The organism is Streptomyces sp. NBC_00569, from assembly GCF_036345255.1.
Taxonomy (GTDB): Bacteria; Actinomycetota; Actinomycetes; order Streptomycetales; family Streptomycetaceae; genus Streptomyces.
On sequence record NZ_CP107783.1, the window covers coordinates 5,140,420 to 5,160,919 of the forward strand.

At 71.5% G+C, this 20,500-nt stretch carries 19 protein-coding genes; 7 read left to right on the plus strand and 12 right to left on the minus strand.

Annotation, left to right across the window (positions count from 1 at the left end; genetic code table 11):
• Positions 1-114: 114 nt before the first annotated feature.
• The 7 genes from OHO83_RS23115 to pdhA form a co-directional block, all read right to left on the minus strand.
• Positions 115-1,095 (minus strand): NAD(P)H-quinone oxidoreductase, encoded by a 981-nt coding sequence (locus OHO83_RS23115; RefSeq protein ID WP_266672444.1) that lies wholly within the window; start codon positions 1,093-1,095, stop codon positions 115-117.
• Between the two features lie 159 nt (positions 1,096-1,254).
• A complete protein-coding gene (locus OHO83_RS23120; RefSeq protein WP_329434554.1) occupies positions 1,255-2,361 on the minus strand; it encodes a potassium channel family protein in 1,107 nt (368 codons plus the stop codon).
• Complete coding sequence (locus OHO83_RS23125) at positions 2,349-3,917, minus strand: molybdopterin molybdotransferase MoeA (protein WP_330279749.1); 1,569 nt, start codon at positions 3,915-3,917, stop codon at positions 2,349-2,351. The genes OHO83_RS23120 and OHO83_RS23125 overlap by 13 nt, the downstream gene beginning before the upstream one ends.
• Positions 3,914-4,876: an NTP transferase domain-containing protein gene (locus OHO83_RS23130; RefSeq protein WP_330279750.1), complete on the minus strand. Its 963-nt coding sequence runs from the start codon at positions 4,874-4,876 to the stop codon at positions 3,914-3,916. Before OHO83_RS23130 ends, OHO83_RS23125 begins: the two co-directional genes overlap by 4 nt.
• A gap of 104 nt (positions 4,877-4,980) precedes the next feature.
• Positions 4,981-6,330 carry a dihydrolipoamide acetyltransferase family protein gene (locus tag OHO83_RS23135; protein ID WP_266672436.1) on the minus strand — a complete coding sequence of 450 codons (1,350 nt, stop codon included), beginning with the start codon at positions 6,328-6,330 and terminating at the stop codon, positions 4,981-4,983.
• Positions 6,330-7,334, minus strand: coding sequence for an alpha-ketoacid dehydrogenase subunit beta (locus tag OHO83_RS23140; protein ID WP_266672434.1), 1,005 nt, complete (start codon positions 7,332-7,334; stop codon positions 6,330-6,332). The genes OHO83_RS23135 and OHO83_RS23140 overlap by 1 nt, the downstream gene beginning before the upstream one ends.
• Complete coding sequence (gene pdhA, locus OHO83_RS23145) at positions 7,331-8,467, minus strand: pyruvate dehydrogenase (acetyl-transferring) E1 component subunit alpha (protein WP_266672432.1); 1,137 nt, start codon at positions 8,465-8,467, stop codon at positions 7,331-7,333. The genes OHO83_RS23140 and pdhA overlap by 4 nt, the downstream gene beginning before the upstream one ends.
• Positions 8,468-8,641: 174 nt before the next feature.
• On the opposite strand from pdhA, the gene OHO83_RS23150 reads away from it, so the two are divergent.
• The gene (locus OHO83_RS23150) at positions 8,642-9,220 is read left to right on the plus strand and encodes an Lrp/AsnC family transcriptional regulator (protein ID WP_266672430.1); all 579 of its coding nucleotides are present in this window, start codon (positions 8,642-8,644) and stop codon (positions 9,218-9,220) included.
• Between the two features lie 21 nt (positions 9,221-9,241).
• Here the strand turns inward: OHO83_RS23150 and OHO83_RS23155 are convergent, their stop codons facing one another.
• Both OHO83_RS23155 and OHO83_RS23160 read right to left on the minus strand, forming a co-directional pair.
• Positions 9,242-9,832: a TetR/AcrR family transcriptional regulator gene (locus OHO83_RS23155; RefSeq protein ID WP_266672428.1), complete on the minus strand. Its 591-nt coding sequence runs from the start codon at positions 9,830-9,832 to the stop codon at positions 9,242-9,244.
• Complete coding sequence (locus tag OHO83_RS23160) at positions 9,829-11,352, minus strand: 3-hydroxyacyl-CoA dehydrogenase (RefSeq protein ID WP_266672426.1); 1,524 nt, start codon at positions 11,350-11,352, stop codon at positions 9,829-9,831. Before OHO83_RS23160 ends, OHO83_RS23155 begins: the two co-directional genes overlap by 4 nt.
• 208 nt (positions 11,353-11,560) lie before the next feature.
• Here OHO83_RS23160 and paaN point away from each other — a divergent pair, with 208 nt between their 5' ends.
• Positions 11,561-13,267 (plus strand): phenylacetic acid degradation protein PaaN, encoded by a 1,707-nt coding sequence (gene paaN, locus OHO83_RS23165; protein ID WP_330279751.1) that lies wholly within the window; start codon positions 11,561-11,563, stop codon positions 13,265-13,267.
• Positions 13,268-13,287: 20 nt separating this feature from the next.
• Here the strand turns inward: paaN and OHO83_RS23170 are convergent, their stop codons facing one another.
• The 3 genes from OHO83_RS23170 to OHO83_RS23180 form a co-directional block, all read right to left on the minus strand.
• Positions 13,288-14,070, minus strand: a complete 783-nt coding sequence (locus OHO83_RS23170; RefSeq protein WP_330279752.1) for a TrmH family RNA methyltransferase — start codon at positions 14,068-14,070, stop codon at positions 13,288-13,290.
• A 100-nt stretch (positions 14,071-14,170) separates the two neighbouring features.
• Positions 14,171-15,361: an HTTM domain-containing protein gene (locus OHO83_RS23175; protein WP_266672420.1), complete on the minus strand. Its 1,191-nt coding sequence runs from the start codon at positions 15,359-15,361 to the stop codon at positions 14,171-14,173.
• The gene (locus OHO83_RS23180) at positions 15,358-16,329 is read right to left on the minus strand and encodes a DUF5819 family protein (RefSeq protein WP_330279753.1); all 972 of its coding nucleotides are present in this window, start codon (positions 16,327-16,329) and stop codon (positions 15,358-15,360) included. The genes OHO83_RS23175 and OHO83_RS23180 overlap by 4 nt, the downstream gene beginning before the upstream one ends.
• 252 nt (positions 16,330-16,581) lie before the next feature.
• Here OHO83_RS23180 and paaA point away from each other — a divergent pair, with 252 nt between their 5' ends.
• From paaA to OHO83_RS23205, 5 genes are read left to right on the plus strand one after another with little or no spacing between them, the layout of a single operon-like run.
• Positions 16,582-17,646 (plus strand): 1,2-phenylacetyl-CoA epoxidase subunit PaaA, encoded by a 1,065-nt coding sequence (gene paaA, locus OHO83_RS23185; RefSeq protein ID WP_330279754.1) that lies wholly within the window; start codon positions 16,582-16,584, stop codon positions 17,644-17,646.
• Positions 17,643-17,933: a 1,2-phenylacetyl-CoA epoxidase subunit PaaB gene (gene paaB, locus OHO83_RS23190; protein WP_266672414.1), complete on the plus strand. Its 291-nt coding sequence runs from the start codon at positions 17,643-17,645 to the stop codon at positions 17,931-17,933. The genes paaA and paaB overlap by 4 nt, the downstream gene beginning before the upstream one ends.
• Positions 17,930-18,676 carry a 1,2-phenylacetyl-CoA epoxidase subunit PaaC gene (gene paaC, locus OHO83_RS23195; protein WP_266672412.1) on the plus strand — a complete coding sequence of 249 codons (747 nt, stop codon included), beginning with the start codon at positions 17,930-17,932 and terminating at the stop codon, positions 18,674-18,676. The genes paaB and paaC overlap by 4 nt, the downstream gene beginning before the upstream one ends.
• Positions 18,670-19,278: a 1,2-phenylacetyl-CoA epoxidase subunit PaaD gene (paaD, locus tag OHO83_RS23200; RefSeq protein WP_266672410.1), complete on the plus strand. Its 609-nt coding sequence runs from the start codon at positions 18,670-18,672 to the stop codon at positions 19,276-19,278. Before paaC ends, paaD begins: the two co-directional genes overlap by 7 nt.
• Positions 19,278-20,336, plus strand: a complete 1,059-nt coding sequence (locus tag OHO83_RS23205) for a 2Fe-2S iron-sulfur cluster-binding protein (RefSeq protein ID WP_330279755.1) — start codon at positions 19,278-19,280, stop codon at positions 20,334-20,336. The genes paaD and OHO83_RS23205 overlap by 1 nt, the downstream gene beginning before the upstream one ends.
• The last annotated feature ends 164 nt before the right edge of the window (positions 20,337-20,500 follow it).

Genomic DNA, 20,500 nt, shown 5'->3' on the forward strand with positions numbered 1-20,500 from the left:
GAATCGAGTCACCAAGATCGGAGGAATCCCGGAATCAGCGTCACATGACGCAACAATTCCGGCACCTTGGTGCCTCTCCGCTCACTCGGGCCACGCCGCCGCCCGCTGCTCGGCCTACTCCACGGTGAGCAGCACCTTCCCGATGTGTCCGCTCTCCTCCAGGACGCGGTGCGCCTGCGCCGCGTCGCTCATCGGCAGCTTCCGGTCGACGATCGGCCGGACGCGGCCCGTGTCGATCAGCGGCCAGATGTGCTCCCGTACCGCCGCGACGATCGCTGCCTTCTCGGCCAGCGGGCGCGCGCGCAGGGAGGTCGCGGTGATGGCGCCGCGCTTGTTGAGGAGCATGGCGATGTTCAGCTCGCCCTGGATGCCGCCCTGCATGCCGATGATCGCGAGGCGGCCGTTGGTGGCCAGTGCCTGGATGTTGCGGTCCAGGTACTTGGCGCCCATGTTGTCGAGGATGACGTCGGCGCCCGCTCCGTCCGTGGCCCGCTTGATCTCCTCCACGAAGTCCTGCTCGCGGTAGTTGATCAGGATGTCGGCACCGAGCTCGGCGCAGTAGTCGAGCTTCTCCTTGCTGCCCGCCGTCACCGCCACCGTGGCGCCGATCGCCTTGGCCAGCTGGATGGCCATCGTGCCGATGCCGCTGGAGCCGCCGTGGACGAGGAAGGTCTCGCCGGGGCGCAGGTGGGCGATCATGAAGACGTTCGACCAGACGGTCGCGGTCACCTCGGGCAGCGCGGCCGCCGTGACGAGATCGGTGTTCTCGGGTACGGGCAGGAGCTGGCCGGCCGGTACGGCGACCTTCTCGGCGTAACCGCCGCCCGAGAGCAGCGCGCACACCTCGTCGCCGACGGACCAGCCGGACACTCCGGCGCCGAGGGCGACGATGCGTCCCGCGCACTCGAGGCCGGGGATGGCGGTCGCGCCGGGCGGGGGGTTGTAGAGACCCTGACGCTGGAGCAGATCGGCGCGGTTGACGGCCCCGGCCGCCACCTCGACCAGCACTTCACCGTCACCGGGTACGGGATCGGGAACCTCCGCCCAGACGAGCGCCTCAGGTCCACCGGGTTCCGGAATCGTGATCGCATACATGCCGGCGAGGCTACTCCTCGCGGCGATCCGGACGGCGGGACGGCACGTGCCCCGACGCCAGTTCGCGCTGCGCCCCGACCCACCGTCCGGGCACACCCCAACCGTCAACTGTTGGTCCTGTGGTGCCCTCGGCTGTCAGTCGTGAGGTGCCCTCAACCGTCAGTCCTGCGGCAGCCGTCGGGTGTCCGGAACGGACTGAGTGCCGGGGGTGGCCCGGACGATCGTGATCAGACGGTCCGTCAACTGCAGCGTGCCGATGGCCCGGTCGTCGTAACCCAGCACCCGGTGCCCGCGCACCACGCTCACGACCAGGTCCTCGGTCTCCCGGACCTTCAGCCCCACCTCGGCCTTTATGACCGGGCGTTCGACGAGGTCGAGGCCGCTGCCCTGCTGGATGAGGTCCTCCATGACCATGCCCGCGCTCGGGCTCAGCACGGAGAGTCCGAGCAGTCGGCCCGCCGCGCTGGCGCTGGTGATGACGGCGTCGGCGCCCGACTGCCGCAGCAAGGGGGCGTTCTCCTCCTCACGGACGGCCGCCACGATCTTCGCCGCGCGGTTGAGCTGGCGGGCGGTGAGGGTGACCAGGACCGCGGTGTCGTCGCGCTGGGTCGCGACGATGATCTGCCGCGCCCGCTGCACCTCGGCCCGCAGCAGCACATCACTGCGCGTGGCATCGCCGACGACTCCGGCGAACCCGAGCGTCGTGGCCGCCTCGATGACCTTGCTGCTGGGGTCGACGACCACCACCTGATCCGTCTTCAGCCCCGTCGCGCAGACGGTCTGGATCGCCGACCGGCCCTTCGTGCCGAATCCGACGACCACGGTGTGGTCACGCAAGTTGGACCTCCAGCGGTTCAGTCGCCACTCATCCCGCGTGCGCTCGGTGAGCACTTCGAGGGTGGTGCCGACCAGGATGATCAGGAACAGCACACGCAGTGGCGTGATGACGAGGATGTTGACGATCCGGGCGCCGTCACTGACGGGCGTGATGTCGCCGTACCCGGTCGTGGAGAGGGTGACGGTCGCGTAGTAGAACGCGTCCAGCAGGTCGACGCTGCCGTCGGAGTTGTCGCTGTAGCCGGAGCGGTCGACCCAGACGATGATCGCCGTCGCGACCAGCACGGTGAGCGCCATCAGCAGCCGCTTGGCGACCTGCCGCAGCGGCCGCTCGACGACCCGTTTGGGCAGCGTCACCTGACGGGCGACGACCTTCTCGTCGTCCTGGCGGGCCATCGCGTCATGGCCGGGAAGTTTCACGTGAAACACCTCTCGGCGGAGGCGGCGCCTCCGTCGTCACCCGCCGGGTTCCACGACCACAGCAGGTCGAGGATCTCCACTTCCTGTCCGGCCTTCACTCCGCCGGGCGCGACGACGGCGAGCCCGTCGGCGGCGGCGATCCCGCGCAGCATGGCCGGACCGTTGTAGCGCAGCGGCACGGCGTTCTCCCCCCGGACCACGACGGGGACGAGCCGCGTGTCGTGCGGATGCCCGTGCACAGCCGCCTGGAGCGGCACGGTGTACGGCTCCTGCTCCGGCCGTCCCGCGAGCGTCCGCAGCAGCGGCTCGGCAAGTGTGAGGAGCCCGGAAACAGCCGCGAGAGGGTTGCCCGGCAGGCCGACGAGGTGCTGCCCCTCCTTGATGCGGGCGAGCAGCATCGGGTGCCCCGGCCGCACCGCGACTCCGTCGACGAGCAGCTCGGCGTCGACGCGGCTCAACGTCGGGTGCACATGGTCGACCGGGCCCGACGCGGTGCCGCCGGTCGTCACGACGAGGTCGGCGTCCGACGCCCGTACGGCCTTGAGCAGCGCCTTGGGATCGTCGCCCAGACGCCGTACGGAGGTGACCTCCGCGCCGAGCGCCCTCAGCCAGGCCGGCAGCATCGGGCCGAGCGCGTCACGGATGAGGCCCTCACGGGGGAGGCCCTCGGTCAGCAACTCGTCGCCCAGGATGAACACCTCGACCCTCGGGCGCGCCACCGTCAGCAGCTCGTCGTATCCGGCGGCCGCGGCGAGCCCGAGCACCGCCGGCGTCACCAGGGCTCCGGTGGGCAGGAGTTGGTCGCCGGATCGGCACTCCTGGCCTCGGGGGCGGATGTCCTGGCCGTGGCCGACGTCCCCGAGGGCGAACAGCCGGCCCTTGTCGTCGGTGCGGCCGTGCTCACTGCGGATGACGGCGGTCGCGTCCCGCGGGATCCGGGCGCCGGTGGCGATCCGGACGGCCTCACCGTCGGACAGCGGCTCGGGCCGGTCCTGCCCGGCCAGTATCCCCTCGGCCCGTACGTCCCAGGGGCCCGGCCCGGCGACGACCCAGCCGTCCATGGCGGACGTGTCGAAGGAGGGGAGGTCGGAGAGCGCGGCGAGGGGCTCGGCCAGCGTCAGACCGAGCGCCCGGTCGAGCGGCACCCGGCGCTCCGCCGTACCTCCCCGGCGTGCGGCGGCCCCGCGCCCGGCCCGCCCGGCGACGGCTCGCGCGGTGGACCAGGGGACGGCCTGGTGCCGGGAGCCGGTTCGGTGGTCCGAAGGGTCGCTATGGTGCGTGGGGGCCGGATGGCCCGGGTGATCCGTGCCGCTGGTGGCGGTGGCGGGGTCGGCGTGCCGGGAGCGCTCGGCCGAACCGCGTTCCGAGCCGGGGCGCCCCGTGCCGGAGCCTGCCCTGCCGGCGCGTCCGCCACCGGAGCCCGCCGCGCCGGGAACCCCCGCGCCGCCTGCGCCGCGGCCGTCCGCCGCCCGGGCCTCGTTGACCAGGGCGAGCGCCTCGTCGACGGCGCCGTCCTCGGCCGCGCGCGCCTGCGCGGCCGGCGACTCGGCGCTCTGACCGCTCATCCCGCGTCCGGCCGCGCGCCCGCAGAGCCACCGGGTGAGGCGCCGTCAGAGGAGGCACCGTCAGACGCGGCGCCCGTCGTGCCGCTCGCCGACGCTTCGTCGTCCGCGGCTTCCTTCGCCCAGCGGTCAGCGAGCGCGGTGGCCTTCGCGCAGGCCTCGGCGACGGCCTCGCGGCCTCCCCCGGCGGTCGCGGCCGCGTATCCGACGAGGAACGTCGTCAGGGGAGCGGCCGGCCTGGCCACACCGTGCGCGGCGTCGCGGGCTAGGTCGAGCAGGACGCCGGTGTCGACGTCGAGCTCGATGCCCAGTTCGTCCTTGGCTGCGGAGATCCATTCATCCAACACGTGCCCATGCTCCCTGATGCGTGACCGGGCGGCGGCGATGTCGTCCCAGGTGTCGCAGTCGAAGGACGCGACGGGGTCGGTGATGCGGGTGAGTTCGAGCCGGCCGACGAGCAGCCGCAAGGGCAGTCCGGAGAGGCCGTCGTCGTGAGCGGCGGCGAGTTCGGCGAGGTGGTGGCGCAGGGGTGCGCTGCGGTAGGCCGCGACGAGCGGCTGGTCCCGGCCGCCGGCGTCGGTGAGCAGGACACCGTCCGCCGTGCCCGCGTTCAAGGCGTCGAGGAGGCGCCGCACGGTCTGCTCGCTCAGGAAGGGCAGGTCGGCGGAGAGGACGAGGACCTGGTCGGCCGTGGTGGCGCGCAGGCCGGCGTCGAGCGCGGCCACCGGTCCGCCGCCCGGCGGGTCCTCGCGGGTCCAGCGCACGGGGTGCGCGGTGGGTCTGGGTTCGGCGACGACGACCGTGGTGCCGGCCGTGGCGCAGGCGGCCAGGACCCGGTCGAGCAGCGGTCTGCCGCCGACCCGGACCGCGGGCTTGTCCGTGCCGCCGAGCCGTCTGGCGGCGCCGCCGGCGAGCACGACGGCGTCGTGGGCGGGGCGGCTCGGCGCGGGAGCAGCGTTCATCCTTCGAGTATGGGCGCACGAAGGATCATTGAGACCCCCGGCAACGGCCCGCACCCGCGAGGATTTACGTCACATCGGGGTGGGCGGGGGCGGGCCGTTCGTCCTCACAGGGTGCGCAGGAGCACCGCCGGCTGTTCGACGCAGTCCGCCACGTAGCGCAGGAAGCCGCCCGCCGTGCCGCCGTCGCACACCCGGTGGTCGAAGGTGAGCGACAGCTGGACGACCTGCCGCACCGCCAACTCCCCCTGGTGGACCCAGGGCTTGGGGATGATCCGGCCCACACCGAGCATGGCGGCCTCGGGGTGGTTGATGATCGGCGTCGAGCCGTCGACGCCGAAGACGCCGTAGTTGTTCAACGTGAACGTGCCGCCCGTGAGTTCCCCGGGCGTGAGCCGCCCGGCCCGCGCCGCCTCCGTGAGGCGGGCGAACTCGGCGCTGAGGGACTCGGCGTCGCGCACGTGCGCGTCCTTCACGACGGGGACGACGAGTCCGCGCTCGGTCTGGGCGGCGAACCCGAGGTGCACGCCGTCGAGCTGCACGACCTCGCGGGCCGCCAGGTCGACCCGGGAGTTGAGCTCCGGGTAGCGGGCCAGGGCGGCGGTGCAGATGCGGGCGAGCAGGGCGAGTACGGAGATCTTCTCCCCGCCGGCCGCGTTCATGGCCACGCGCGCGTGCATGAACTCCGTGGCGTCGGCGTCCACCCAGCAGGTCGCGTCGGGGATCTCGCGGCGGCTGCGGCTGAGCTTGTCGGCTACGGCGCCTCGTATGCCGCGCAGGGGGACACGGATGCCGTCCGCGCTCGTGTCCGACGAGGCCGGAGCCTGGGCGGGGGCCTGGGTCGGGGCCGCGGCCGGGGTCACGGCTTCCGCTTCGGTCACGTGGGCCCGTACCTGCACCGTCTCCCGCATGGCGCTCTCGACGTCGGCCCGCAGGATGAGGCCGTCGGGCCCGGACCCGGGCAACTCGCGCAGGTCGAGGCCGTGTTCACGGGCGAGCTTGCGCACGAGGGGGGAGATGACCGGCACGGGTCCGCTCCGCGGTGTCGCGTCCGGAGCCGGTGCGGGGGAGGCGGCAGGGGCAGTCCGCGTGGGCGCCGCGGGGACGTCGTCCTGCCGGCGGACCCGGCGCCGACGCGCCGGCGCGGCCGTGGTGCCGTATCCCACCAGGACGTTCCCGGATCCCTCGTCGTCGCCCTCCCCCTCGGCCGCTGTGCCCACCGCGACCGTCAGGAGGGGCGAGCCGACGGGGAGTTCGCTGCCCTCCTCGCCGAAGCGGGCTGTCACCACGCCCCCGTAGGGACACGGCACCTCGACCATCGCCTTCGCGGTCTCCACCTCGACGACCGGCTGGTCCACCGCCACGACGTCGCCGACCTGGACGAGCCAGGTGACGATCGACGCCTCGGTGAGGCCTTCGCCGAGGTCGGGCAGCTTGAACTCGAGGACCTGTGCCATCAGCTGCCCGCCTCCCACTGAAGCCGGGCGACCGCGTCCAGGATCCGGTCGACCCCCGGCAGATGATGCCGCTCCAGCATCGGCGGCGGATATGGGATGTCGAACCCGGCCACCCGCAGGACCGGCGCCTCCAGGTGGTGGAAGCAGCGCTCGGTGACGCGCGCGGCGATCTCACCGCCGGGCCCGCCGAAACCGCCCGACTCGTGCACGACGACGGCTCGCCCGGTGCGGCGCACGGACGCGCCGACCGTCTCGTCGTCGAACGGCACCAGGGAGCGCAGATCGATGACTTCCAGATCCCAGCCCTCGGCGCGCGCGGCCTCGGCCGCCTCCATGCAGACCGGCACCGACGGCCCGTACGTGATGAGGGTCGCGCTGCTGCCGGGCCGCCGGACCACGGCCCGCCCGATGGGTTCCACGTCCGTCGGGTGCTCGGGGTTCCAGGTGTCCTTCGACCAGTACAGCCGCTTGGGCTCGAGGACGACGACGGGGTCGTCGGAGGCGATGGCGGCGCGCATCAGGCCGTAGGCGTCGGCGACGGTCGCGGGCGTCACGACGTGAAGGCCCGGGGTGGCCATGTAGTAGGCCTCGGAGGAGTCGCTGTGGTGCTCCACGCCGCCGATTCCGCCGCCGTAGGGGACGCGCACGGTGAGGGGCATCGGCATCGCGCCCCTGGTGCGGTTGCGCATCTTCGCGACGTGCGAGATCAGCTGCTCGAAGCCCGGGTAGGCGAACGCGTCGAACTGCATCTCGACGACGGGCCGCAGGCCGTACATGGCCATGCCGACCGCGGTGCCGAGGATGCCCGCCTCGGCGAGCGGCGTGTCCGTGCAGCGGGCGTCACCGAACTCCTTGGCGAGTCCGTCGGTGACCCTGAAGACGCCGCCCAGTGTGCCGACGTCCTCACCGAGGACGTGCACGGAGGGGTCGGCGGCCATGGCGTCGCGCAGGGCGCGACCGAAGGCCTGCGCCATGGTGGCCGGCTTGGCGGCGACAGTCGTCATCGGTCGGCCCCGTCCGCCTCGGCGTCGAGCTCGGCACGCAACTGGGCGGCCTGCTCGCGCAGTTGTGTCGTCTGCTCGGCGTAGACATCACGGAAGAGGTCCATGGGGTCGAGCACCGGATCCTGGTTCATGCGCTCGCGCAGGTCGGCGGCCATCTTCTCGGCGTCGTCACGCACGGCCCGTATGCCTTCCTCGTCGAGGAGTCCGCGCTCCGTCAGCTCCCGCTCCAGGAGCAGGACCGGGTCGTGGTCGCGCCAGGCGTCGACCTCGGCGTCGACGCGGTAGCGCGTGGCGTCGTCCGCGTTCGTGTGCGCCTCCATGCGGTAGGTGATCGCCTCGACGAGGGTCGGGCCGCCCCCTTCGCGCGCGTGGCGCACGGCATCGGCGAGGACCTCGTGCACGGCCGCCGCGTCGTTGCCGTCCACCAGGCGACCGGGCATCCCGTATCCGACGGCCTTGTGGGCCAGGGACGGGGCGGCGGTCTGCTTGTCGAGCGGTACGGAGATCGCGAAGCCGTTGTTCTGGACGAGGAAGACGACCGGGGCCTGCCACACGGCGGCGAAGTTCAGCGCCTCGTGGAAGTCGCCCTCGCTGGTGCCTCCGTCGCCGACCATGGCGAGCGCGACCACGTCGTCACCCTTGAGGCGGGCGGCGTGCGCGAGTCCCACGGCGTGCGGGAGCTGGGTCGCGAGCGGCGTGCACAGGGGGGCCACACGGTGCTCGCGCGGGTCGTACCCGGTGTGCCAGTCGCCCCGCAGCAGGGTCAGGGCCTGTACGGGGTCGAGGCCCCGGGCGACGGCGGCGAGAGTGTCCCGGTAGCTGGGGAAGAGCCAGTCGCGCTCCTCCAGGACGAGGGCGGCCGCTACCTCGCAGGCCTCCTGTCCGGTGCTGGAGGGGTAGACCGCGAGCCGGCCCTGCTTCGTCAGGGCGGTCGCCTGCGCGTTGTACCTGCGCCCGCGCACCACCTCCGCGTACAGCTGGTGCAGAAGTCGGGCGTCGGCCTTGGCCGCGGCGTCGGTGCCGAGAACCCGGAACGGCTCGGCGTCGGGCAGCAGCGGCGCGGGATCCGTGCGCGGCTGCCAGGCGGGCGGCGGGGTGGGCCGGTAGGCGTCCCGCTGCTCCATGACCGTCATGACGGCACCTCCTCGGTTGGAAGCGGCTGAGAGACGCGACGGTGTGATGCGCCTCACCTACCGATTGTTCGGTCGTCGGCACATTTTGGCTACAGGCACCTCCAGGCTGTGGACAAACGGTTCTCCACAGCCTGGGATGGACGCAGTACGTCCATGGTAGGGAGGCGGGGGGACATGGCATCTGAACGAATGGCCGACGGCCCGGGAGGCGACCGCCCCGAGACCTCGCCCCGAGCGCCCGACAGCGGCCCCGACGGCCGTCCGGGCTCCCCGCCCCGGCCGCCGGGCGGCCGGCCCGAGTACCAGCCGCGCCCGCTGGACGCGATCGACCGCGACATCCTGCAGATGCTCCAGATGGACGGCCGCGCCTCGATACGCTCCGTCGCCGAGCGCGTCCATGTGTCACGGGCCAACGCCTACGCGCGCATCAACCGGCTCATCGACGACGGCGTCATCCGCGGCTTCGGCGCCCGCGTCAACCACGAGCGGGCCGGGCAGGGCGCCTCCGCGTACATCACGCTCAAGATCGTCCAGAACTCCTGGCGCACCGTGCGCGAGCAGCTGCGCCGGCTTCCGGAGGCTTCGCACATCGCGCTGGTCAGCGGTGATTTCGATGTGCTGCTGATGGTGCACACGCAGGACAACAGGTCGCTGCGGGAACTGGTGCTCACCAAGCTCCAGGCCATGCCGGAGGTGCTGAGCACGCGGACACTGCTGGTGTTCGAGGAGGAGGACCTGGAACCGGACGCCTGACGCGCCCCCGCTCGGGGCCCGTCAGCCCTCCTTGCGCAGCCCTCCGAAGATCAACTGCGCGACGGCGTCGGCGACTTCACGGTCGTCCATGCCCCGGCCACCCGGCCGGTACCACTCCGCGATCGAATTGATCATGCCGAACACGAGGCGGGTCGCGAGCCGCACCTCGATGTCGCCCCGCACGTCACCGTCGGCCGCGGCCGCCTTCAGGAGCTCGGCCACCTGGTGGTCGAACTCCCTGCGCCGCTCCATCGCCCAGCGCTCCGTGTCGGTGTTCCCGCGCACGCGCAGCAGCAGGGTCACGTACGGCAGCTCGGATATCAGGACCTGGACCATGCGCCGGGTGACGTACTCCAGCCGCTCGACGGCGCGGCCCACGCGCGCGTGCTCCTCGCCCAGGATCCCGAAGAGGCCGTCGAGCGCACGGCTGACGGCACGGCGCAGCAGCTCCTCCTTCCCGGCGACGTGGTGGTAGATCGACGACTTGGAGATACCGGCCGCCTTGGACAGATGCTCCATCGACGTGCCGTCGTAGCCACGCTCGTTGAAGACCTGCACGGCGACCGACAGGAGGGTCTCGGGCGTGTAGGTGTCGCGCCTTGCGGTGGTCATGCGGAGCCCTCCCGCTTGTCGGAGGCGTACGAGTGGCGGTAGAGCGCGAGCGAGGGCGCGTAACGGCCCGACGGGTCGCGCAGGTGCAGATCGTCGAGGAGGGAGTACGCCCAGTTCTTGCCGAGCTTCCTGCTCCACTCGACAGGCCCCAGCGGGTAGTTGACGCCCAGGCGCATCGCCGTGTCGATGTCCTCCGGAGTGGCCACTCCCTTGGCCACGGCGTCGTGCGCCAGGTCGATGAGCCGCGCGACCGTGCGGGCGACGATCATGCCGGGTACGTCCCCGATGACACTGACGTCCTTGCCGATGGCCTGGAAGAGCCCGGTGGCCTCACGCAGGGTCTGCGGGGACGCTTCCTGAGAGGTCGCGAGAGCGAGGCGGGTGGCGGCCCGGTAGTCGAACGCGAGATCGAAGTAGATGACGTCCCGGTACTCGACGGACGTCTGGCCGTCCGCGAGGGCGAGCTGGCCACCGCTGGGAAGAACCAGGCGCGTGCCGTTGTCCTCGTCCTCCTCACGCACCGGGATGCCGGCCTCGCGGATAAGGGTGAGGAGCTCGGCGGCAGGCCCCAGGTCGCCCTCGGCGACGACGTAGGCGGGCGCCTGGGCGGGCTGCGCGGTGTGCGGCTCCGGGCGCTCCTCGCCGTCCGCGTACGCGTACCAGCCGCGGCCTGTCTTGCGGCCGTGCATGCCGGCCTCGACCAGGCGCCGCTGGGCGAGGGACGGCCGGAACTTCACGTCCTGGAAGAAGGCCTCCCACACGGAGCGGGTGACCGCTTCGTTGACGTCCTGCCCGATGAGGTCCGTCAGTTCGAAGGCGCCCATCTTGAAGCCGCCGCACTCGCGCAGGACGGCGTCGATGGTGGCGGGCTGGGCGCCCTGCTCCTCGTAGACCGCGAACGCCTCGGCGTAGAAGGGGCGCGCGATGCGGTTGACGATGAATCCGGGGGTGTCGGCGCACACGACAGGCGTCTTGCCCCAGGCACGCGCCGTCTCGTACGCGCGCGTGGCCGCCGTGACGTCGGTCGCCGCGCCGGAGACCACCTCGACCAAGGGCATCAGGGGCGCCGGGTTGAAGAAGTGCAGGCCGACGAGGCGGCCCGGCAGGCGCAGCGCGCCGCCGACGGCCGTGACGGACAGGGACGAGGTGTTGGTCGCGAGCAGACAGTCGTCCCCGACGATCTCCTCCAGGTCCGTGAACAGCTGCTGTTTCACGTCGAGCCGCTCCAGTACGGCCTCGACGACGAGCGCCGCCCCCGCGAACTCCTCGAGGGACTCGGCGGGGCTCAGGCGCGCGCGGGCGGCGTCGCGCTCGGCCGCGTCGAGCCTGCCCTTGTCGACCAGACGGTCCAGGCGTGCGGCGATGGCGTCCGCAGCCTCCCGGGCGCGCCCCGGCACGGCGTCGTAGAGCCGGACGGGGTGGCCGGCGGTCAGGGCGACCTGGGCGATGCCCTGGCCCATGGTGCCGGTACCCACCACGCCCACAAGGCGTTCGGGGCTGCCGGGCTCGAGTGCTGTCATGGTCGCGATCCTCCCGCACGGAACGACTGCCGGAGGCCCGGGGGTCGGGGCACAGCGGCGGGCGCGAAGTTTTCCACAGGTTCGACGGACCCCCTTGTCCCGACCGATCGTTCGGTTACTCTAGCCGTGTCTGCCTGTTCCTGCCCAGCTGTTCCTGCCCAGCTCGCCGGCTCGACGAAGAGCCGTCTCGACGAGGAGTTGGTCCGCCATGGCCGCCGAAGTCACCGCGCACGACCTGATCGCCAAGCACCGACCCGCCCTTGACCAAGCGCTGGAAGCGATCCGCACGCGCGCGTACTGGTCGCCGCACCCCGAGCACCCCAAGGCCTACGGAGAGCACGGAAGCCTGAGCATGCCCGAGGGCAAGGCCGCCTTCGACGCGCTCTCCGGCACCCGGATCGACCTCGGCCAGCCCGGCACGGACGACTGGGTGGGCGGCGAGATCTCGCCGTACGGCGTCGAGTTGGGCGTGACCTACCCGCACCCCGACCTCGACGTCCTGCTCCCCGCGATGCGCGCGGGCATGCGCGCGTGGCGCGAGGCGGGCGCCGAGGCCCGCGCCGCCGTATGTCTGGAGATCCTGGCCCGGATCAGCGCGCGTACGCACGAGTTCGCGCACGCCGTGATGCACACCAGCGGCCAGGCCTTCATGATGGCGTTCCAGGCGGGCGGCCCGCACGCGCAGGACCGCGGGCTCGAAGCGGTGGCGTACGCGTACGTCGAGCAGGTACGCACACCGGACGCGGCGGAGTGGACCAAGCCGCAGGGCAAGCGCGACCCCCTCGTCCTCGGCAAGCAGTTCACGCCGGTCGGCCGCGGCATCGCGCTCCTCATCGGCTGCAACACGTTCCCCACGTGGAACGGATATCCGGGCCTCTTCGCCTCCCTCGCCACCGGCAATCCCGTCCTGGTGAAGCCCCACCCGCGCGCGGTGCTGCCCCTCGCCCTCACCGTCCAGGTCTCCCGCGAGGTCCTCGCCGAGGCCGGCTTCGACCCGAATCTGGTGGCGCTGGCCGCCGAGAAGCCAGGCGAAGGCATCGCCAAGACGATCGCCCTGCGCCCCGAGATCAAGATCATCGACTACACGGGCTCGACGGCGTTCGGCGACTGGCTGGAGACGCACGCCCGGCAGGCGCAGGTCTACACGGAGAAGGCCGGCGTCAACACGGTCGTCATCGACTCGACCGACCGGTACAAGGGAATGCTGGCGAACCTCGCGTTCTCCCTGTCCCTGTACAGCGGCCAGATGTGCACCACCCCGCAGAACCTGCTCATCCCCCGCGACGGCATCGGCACGGACGAGGGCCCCAAGACGTACGACGAGGTGGTCACCGACATCGCGGCCGCGGTCGACGGCCTCCTCGGCGACGACGCCCGGGCGAACGCGCTGCTCGGCGCCCTGGTGAACCCGGACGTGAAGTCCCGCCTGGAGGCCGCCTCCGGCCTCGGCGAAGTCGCCCTCGCCTCACGGGAGATCAGCAACCCGGAGTTCCCGGGGGCCGTCGTCCGTACGCCGATGATCGTCAAGCAGGACGGTGCGCGGAAGTTCTGGGACGGCGCCGACTCCGAGTCCGCCTACCTCAGCGAGTGCTTCGGCCCGGTCTCCTTCGCCGTCGCCGTCGACTCCACGACGGACGCGCTGGACCTGCTGCGGCGCACGGTGCGCGACAAGGGCGCGATGACGGTCGGCGCGTACACGACCTCCGACGAGGTCACCGAAGCCGTCGAAGAGGTCTGCCTCGAAGAGTGCGCCCAGCTGTCCGTCAACCTCACGGGCGGGGTGTACGTGAACCAGACGGCGGCGTTCTCGGACTTCCACGGTTCCGGCGGCAACCCCGCGGCCAACGCGGCGCTGTGCGACGGAGCGTTCGTGTCGAACCGCTTCCGGGTGGTGGAGGTGCGCAAGGAGGCCTGAGGCCTCCGACCGCTGTCAGCTCAGGCAGCCGGGCGGCCCGCGGGACCGCCCGGCGTGCCACAGGTGCTCCAGTGGAAGAGCGTCATGCCGACGCTCGTCGCCAGGTTGTAGCTGGAGACCTGCGCCCGCATCGGCAGCGACACCAAGTGGTCGGCTCGGGCGCGCAGTTCGGGCGACAGGCCGCTGCGCTCCGAGCCGAAGGCGAGCAGCGCGTCGTCCGGCAGCACTGTCCCCCGGATGTCCTCGCCCTCCGGATCGAGCGCGTACACGGGCCCCGGCGGCAGTTCCTCCACCGCCAGGCGCTCGACCGCCGTCGCGAAGTGCAGGCCCGCACCACCGCGTACGACAGTCGGATGCCAGGGGTCGAGGCTGCCGGTCATGACGACGCCCGTCGCCCCGAAGCCCGCGGCGAGGCGGATGACGGCGCCCGCGTTGCCGAGGTTGCGGGGGTTGTCGAGGACGACGACGGGCGCGGTCCTCGGCAGGTGCGCCACGGCGGCCAGGTTCGCCGCCCGGTCGGGCCGCACCGCCAGCGCGGCCACCCCTGTGGGATGCAGACGCGGCACGAGGGCACGCAGCGTCTCCTGCGGAACCTCCACCAAAAGCCCGTCAAGGGCGTCCCGCACGTCCGGGGCGAGCTCCTCGGCCAGGGCGAGCGCGGCGGCACGATCGGCCGCCAGGGCCACGGGCACGCGCGCACCGAAACGCAGGGCGTGCTTGAGCGCGTGGAACCCGTCGAGGAGGACGGACGTCCCGGCGCGGGCGCGCCATACGTCGACGCCGGCACCATCCGCCCCGCTCATGCTGCTCGCCCGTTCATGCCGTGCGCTCTGCTCATGCTGTGTGCCTGCTCATGCCGCTTGCCTGTTCACGCTGTGTGCCTGTGTACGCCGTTCGCCCCGCTCATGGCGTGAAGCCTACGTGGGCCTGGTCGGGGCTCTCCGCGGCGCGAGGCCCCGGAACCGTAGGGGCACCGGCCGTACGGGAGAACACGCCTCCACGCGCGCGTGCCACCCATCCACCCAGTCGCTTCAGGAACGGCGTCGGCAGGAACACCGCGTCGGCGGCGATCATCGCGAGCGAGAAGAACGGCAGCCCGAGCAGCACGGCGATCGCCGCGTGCTCGCACATCATGGCGACCAGCAGGACGTTCTTGACGCGCCGGTTGAACAGCGTGAACGGGAAGGCGACCTGCACGACGACCGTCCCGTACGACACGAGCATCACCATCAGCCCGTGCGAGGCGAGCAGATCCCCGAGGGCCGGCCAGGGCGAGAAGTAGTCCAGGTGGAGCGGGTAGTAGACCGCCGTCCCGTCCTGCCAGCGACTGCCCTGGATCTTGTACCAACCGGCGGTCGCGTAGATCAGACACGCCTCCGCCATGATCACGAGGAGCGCGGCGTTGTGCGCGAGGTTCGCGATCACGTCGAGCAGCTGCCGGGGCTCGCTGTACGGGTCCCTCCGGTTCACCGCCCACCACAGGCCCTGCACGGCCCACAGCCCCCAGAACACGACCAGCCAGCCCCCGCTCACGACCCCCATGAACGTGATCACGGAGAGTCCGAGCCCCGCGAGCCACCACAGCACCGGCCCCACCACGTCGGGCGGCCCGAAGTCGCCCTCACGCGCAAAGTGCTCACGCGCGCGTGCCGCTCGCCGCGCGTCCAGCGACCAGACCTGCCCGCACCGTGTGAACACCAGGTAGATCGACATCAGATGGATGACGTTGTCGCCGCCGTCGCCCATGAAGATGCTGCGGTTCTGCAGCGAGAGCACGCCGATCATGAACAGGACAGACATGGTCCGGGTGCGCCAGCCCAGCATCAGAAGCGCGCTGCTCACGACCGCGGCGGCGTAGACGATCTCGAACCAGACGCGGCCGTCCGACCACATCAGAGCGGTGAAGGCGCCGTTACCGGCGATGAGCTGCTGTGCCATGTCCCAGCTCCACGGCCCGTCGGGACCGTACAGCTCATGACGATTGGGGAACTCTCGCAACAGGAACAGCAGCCAGGTCGCGGAGAAACCGATTCGGATCACTGCGCTCTGGTAGGGGCCGAGGGCGAACCCGGTGACGCGGTCGATGCGGTTCACCGGGCATCCGTCCCGTCAGTGGCAGCAGCACGCACGCGCGTGCTGCTGCCGTTTTGGCCCTGGCTGTTGGTGTTGCTGTTGCTGTCGAGTGCCCTGTCCGCGACCGTCACCGTCCACCAGGGAACCTCCCGGTAGAGGGGCTTGGGATCCACTTTCTCGTCGCTCCACGGGGGCGGCGCCACGTTGGTGGTCCGCGAGCGGACCTGGACGCGGGCGAGGGTGGGCCGCTTGCCGGCGGCCGTCTTGCCGTCGGCCGTCAGCCCGTCCTCGTGGGACAGCCGCAGCACCACGATGCGGCGGATGTAGCGCTCGGAGAGCTGGCCGCGCAGACCGCTGGGGCGGTTCTCACTGTCGTGCGCGGACACATAGAAGTCCCAGGCCCGGCGCAACTCGTTCTGCTGCGTGTGACTGGGCAGCGGATTCCCGTCGATGTCGGCGCCGTCCCGCGCCGACAGGTCGTACCAGCCGGTCGTACGCGTACCGCCGTCGGCCGTACGGACCTCCGCGCGGGCCTGCACGGCGATGTTCTGCTGGAGCGGGTTCGGCGCGAACAGTTTCCAGTTCTGCTCGAACTCCGGATAGATCCATCCGTCGACGGCCCGGCCGTACTGCTTGTAGACGGTGTTGGACGGAGCGACGTGCAAGAACACCATCGCGACGTGCACACACGCCACGAGAGCGACCACGACGAGCGCGCAGGCGGCGGCGATCTGGTAGCGCAGGGAGAGGGCCGACAGGCCTATGCGGGGTATGGCAGACGGGGGCGAGGGGGGAGATGCGAGGGGTGGGGAGGCGAAGGATGGGGGCGGGAGATCCAGCTCAGGCACTGGGCCGGACTCAGGTTCCTGGCCGACGTCAGGCACCTGGCCTGCCTCAGGTACCTCGTCCGGCGCAGAGCTCAGCAAAGGATCCGGCCGCGGCTCCGGGTCGGAACGCCGGGCGGTCGAGCCCTTGTCGTACGCGTCCATGCCGCCCCGTTTCCCCGAGTCTCCCGACGCCTCCGGTCCGCGCTTTTGCCGAACCGATTCCTCACCCCGCGGCCCGCTCCCAGCCGCCGCACCGGCACGGTACTCAGCCGCGCACGCGAGGCACAGAGGCATGGGACTTATCCACAGGCCGGACCTCGCAGGGTTGACACCCTACGGCGCCACGTCCCACCATTGAATCCAACGAACCGAACGATCGGTCGGGAGATTCGCTCAAGGTCGAGGGAGACCGGGATGGCGACAGCAGCTGCGCACCAAGCGGCGCGGACACAGGCGGACCACGCCACGTCCGACGCCACCGGCACCGCCTCGGGCCAAGAGCCGGGCACCGCCGCGTATCAGACAGCGTTCGACACCGCCGTCGCGGCGGAGGAGCGCATCGAGCCCCGCGACTGGATGCCGGACGCCTATCGCGCGACGCTCGTGCGGCAGATCGCGCAGCACGCCCACTCCGAGATCATCGGCATGCAGCCGGAGGCCAACTGGATCACGCGCGCCCCCTCACTGCGACGCAAGGCGATCCTGATGGCCAAGGTCCAGGACGAGGCCGGCCACGGCCTGTACCTGTACAGCGCCGCCGAAACGCTCGGCACGGGCCGCGACGAGCTTCTCGACAAGCTGCACAGCGGCCGCCAGAAGTACTCGTCGATCTTCAACTACCCGACGCTGACCTGGGCGGACGTCGGCGCCATCGGCTGGCTCGTGGACGGCGCGGCGATCACGAACCAGGTCCCCCTGTGCCGCTGCTCGTACGGGCCGTACGCGCGCGCCATGGTGCGGATCTGCAAGGAGGAGTCCTTCCATCAGCGCCAGGGCTACGAGCTGCTCCTCGCCCTGAGCCGCGGCACCGAGGCCCAGCACGCCATGGCGCAGGACGCCGTCGACCGCTGGTGGTGGCCGTCCTTGATGATGTTCGGCCCTCCCGACGACGAGTCGTCGCACTCCGCGCAGTCGATGGAGTGGAAGATCAAGCGCCATTCGAACGACGAGCTGCGCCAGCGCTTCGTCGACATCTGCGTCCCGCAGGCCGAGTCCCTCGGGCTCACCCTCCCCGACCCGGACCTCGTGTGGAACGAGGAGCGCGGGCAGCACGACTTCGGAGCCATCGACTGGACGGAGTTCTGGGAGGTCCTCAAGGGCAACGGACCGTGCAACGAACAGCGGATCACCCAGCGCAGGCAGGCGCACGACGAGGGCGCCTGGGTCAGGGAAGCGGCCGCGGCCCACGCGGCGAAACACTCCGAGGCGAAGCACTCCGGGGGCCAAGACTCCGGGGCGAACGGGAAGGCGACGGCATGAGCGACGCGAAGGACTGGCCGCTGTGGGAGGTATTCGTACGCTCCCGGCGTGGACTGTCGCACACCCACGCCGGAAGCCTGCACGCGCCGGACGCCGAGCTCGCCCTGCGTAACGCACGCGATCTGTACACCCGCCGCGGCGAAGGCATCTCGATCTGGGTCGTCCCGTCCACCTCGATCACCGCCTCCTCGCCCGACGAGAAGGACCCCTTCTTCGAACCCGCCGCCGACAAGCCCTACCGGCACCCGACGTTCTACGAGATCCCGGAAGGGGTGAAGCACCTGTGACCACGTCCCTGAACCCCGCCTCTTCCGCCGGCGCCGTCACCGCTGCCGCGGCGCTGGCCCTGGGCGACGACGCGCTCGTGCTGTCGCACCGGCTGGGGGAGTGGGCCGGACACGCCCCGGTCCTCGAAGAAGAAGTCGCCCTGGCCAACATCGCGCTCGACCTCCTCGGCCAGGCCCGGGTCCTGCTCTCCCTCGTCGGCGATGAGGACGAGCTGGCCTACCTGCGCGAAGAACGCGCCTTCCGCAACGTCCAGTTGGTCGAACAGCCCAACGGCGACTTCGCCCACACCATCGCCCGCCAGCTGTACTTCTCCACGTACCAGCGCCTCCTGTACGGCCGCCTCGCCGGGACCGACGGACCGCTCGCCGGTCTCGCCGCCAAGGCGGTCAAGGAGGTCGCGTACCACCAGGACCACGCCGAGCAGTGGACCGTACGCCTCGGGGACGGCACCGCCGAAAGCCACGACCGGATGCAGCGGGCCTGCGACGCACTCTGGCGCCACACCGGAGAGATGTTCCAGCCGGTCGACGGCATCGACATCGACTGGCCGGAGATGGAGGCCAGTTGGACCTCGTCGGTCAGCGCCGTCCTGGAGCGGGCGACCCTGACCGTCCCGGAGGGACCGCGGACCGGGGCCTGGAGCGCCGGCGCCGGACGCCAGGGCCTGCACACGGAACCCTTCGGACGGATGCTCGCCGAGATGCAGCACCTCCACCGCAGCCACCCGGGGGCGTCATGGTGACCAAAGCCCCCGAGGCCTCCCCCCAGGACACCGCCGACCGACGGGAGACGCCGCTCGAAGCTGAGCTGCGCCGCCTCGCCGGCTCCGTGCCCGACCCCGAACTGCCCGTACTCACCCTGGAAGAGCTGGGAGTGCTCCGCGCCGTCCACTGCCTCAACCCCGGCAGCGTCGAGGTGGAGCTGACCCCCACCTACACGGGCTGCCCGGCCGTCGAGGCCATGTCCACGGACATCGAGCGCGTCCTGCACGAGCGCGGAATACCGGACGTCACCGTCCGGCGGGTGCTCGCACCGGCCTGGACCACGGACGACATCACGGACGAGGGCCGTCGCAAGCTCCGGGAATTCGGCATAGCTCCACCCCGCGCCGTCCGGGAGGACCAGGGACCGGTGACCGTCGCTCTGGGCCCCACACGCACAGCTGCCGACGCGGCCGCCGCCACACTCCTCGGCGCCCCCGAGGCAGGCGACGCCCCGCTGCGCTGCCCGCACTGCGGATCCACGGACACCGAACTGCTGAGCCGCTTCTCCTCCACCGCCTGCAAGGCACTACGGCGCTGCCTCGACTGCCGCGAACCCTTCGACCACTTCAAGGAGTTGTGATGGCCCGCTTCCACCAGCTCCGCGTAGCCGCGGTCGACCGGCTCACCGACGACTCCGTGGCCCTCACCTTCGAGGTCCCCGAATCCCTTCGCGAGGAATTCCGCCACGCGCCGGGCCAGCACCTCGCGCTGCGCCGCCCGGCCGACGACAGCGAGATCCGGCGCACGTACTCGATCTGCTCACCCGCCCCGGGCCCCGAAGGCCCCCGGACCCTCCGCGTCGGCGTCCGCCTCGTCGAAGGCGGCTCCTTCTCGACGTACGCCCTCAAGGAGATCGCCGTCGGCGACGCCCTCGAGGTCATGACCCCCGCCGGCCGCTTCATCCTCGAGCCCACCCACGGGCTCTACGCCGCAGTGGTCGGCGGCAGCGGCATCACCCCGGTCCTGTCGATCGCGGCCACCCTGCTCGCCCGCGAACCGCACGCCCGCTTCTGCCTCATCCGCAGCGACCGCACCGCCGCGTCGACCATGTTCCTGGACGAGGTGGCCGACCTGAAGGACCGCTACCTCGACCGGTTCCAGCTGGTCACCGTCCTGTCCCGGGAGGAACAGCAGGCCGGCCTCGACTCCGGCCGCCTCGACCAGCAACGCCTGACAACCCTCCTGCCCGCGCTGCTCTCCGTGGACGAGGTAGCCGGCTGGTACCTGTGCGGGCCCTTCGGACTCGTACAAGAAGCGGAGCGCACGCTGCGCGCCCTCGGCGTACGAAGAGCCCGCATCCACGAGGAGATCTTCCACGTCGACGACGGGGCGGCACCCGCCCGCCCCGCACCGGCCCTCGCGCACTCCACGGTCACCGCCCAGCTCGACGGCCGCTCCGGCACCTGGCCCGTCGACGACGGCGAATCACTCCTGGAGACCGTGCTGCGCAACCGCCCCGACGCGCCATACGCGTGCAAGGGCGGCGTCTGCGGAACCTGCCGCGCGTTCCTCGTCTCGGGCGAGGTGCGCATGGACCGGAACTTCGCACTCGAACCCGAGGAGACCGACGCCGGCTACGTACTCGCCTGCCAGTCCCACCCGGCCACGGAGACGGTGGAGCTGGACTTCGACCGCTGACGGCTCACGGCTCACGGCTCACGGCTCACGGCTCACGGCTCACGGCTCACGGCTCACGGCTCACGGCTCACGGCTCAGCCTGCCCCACTGCCCTCGCATTCCCTCCGCGTATTCCCTTCTCGTAGAACTTGTTCTACCTTGACGCACCGTCAGATCCTGGCGGG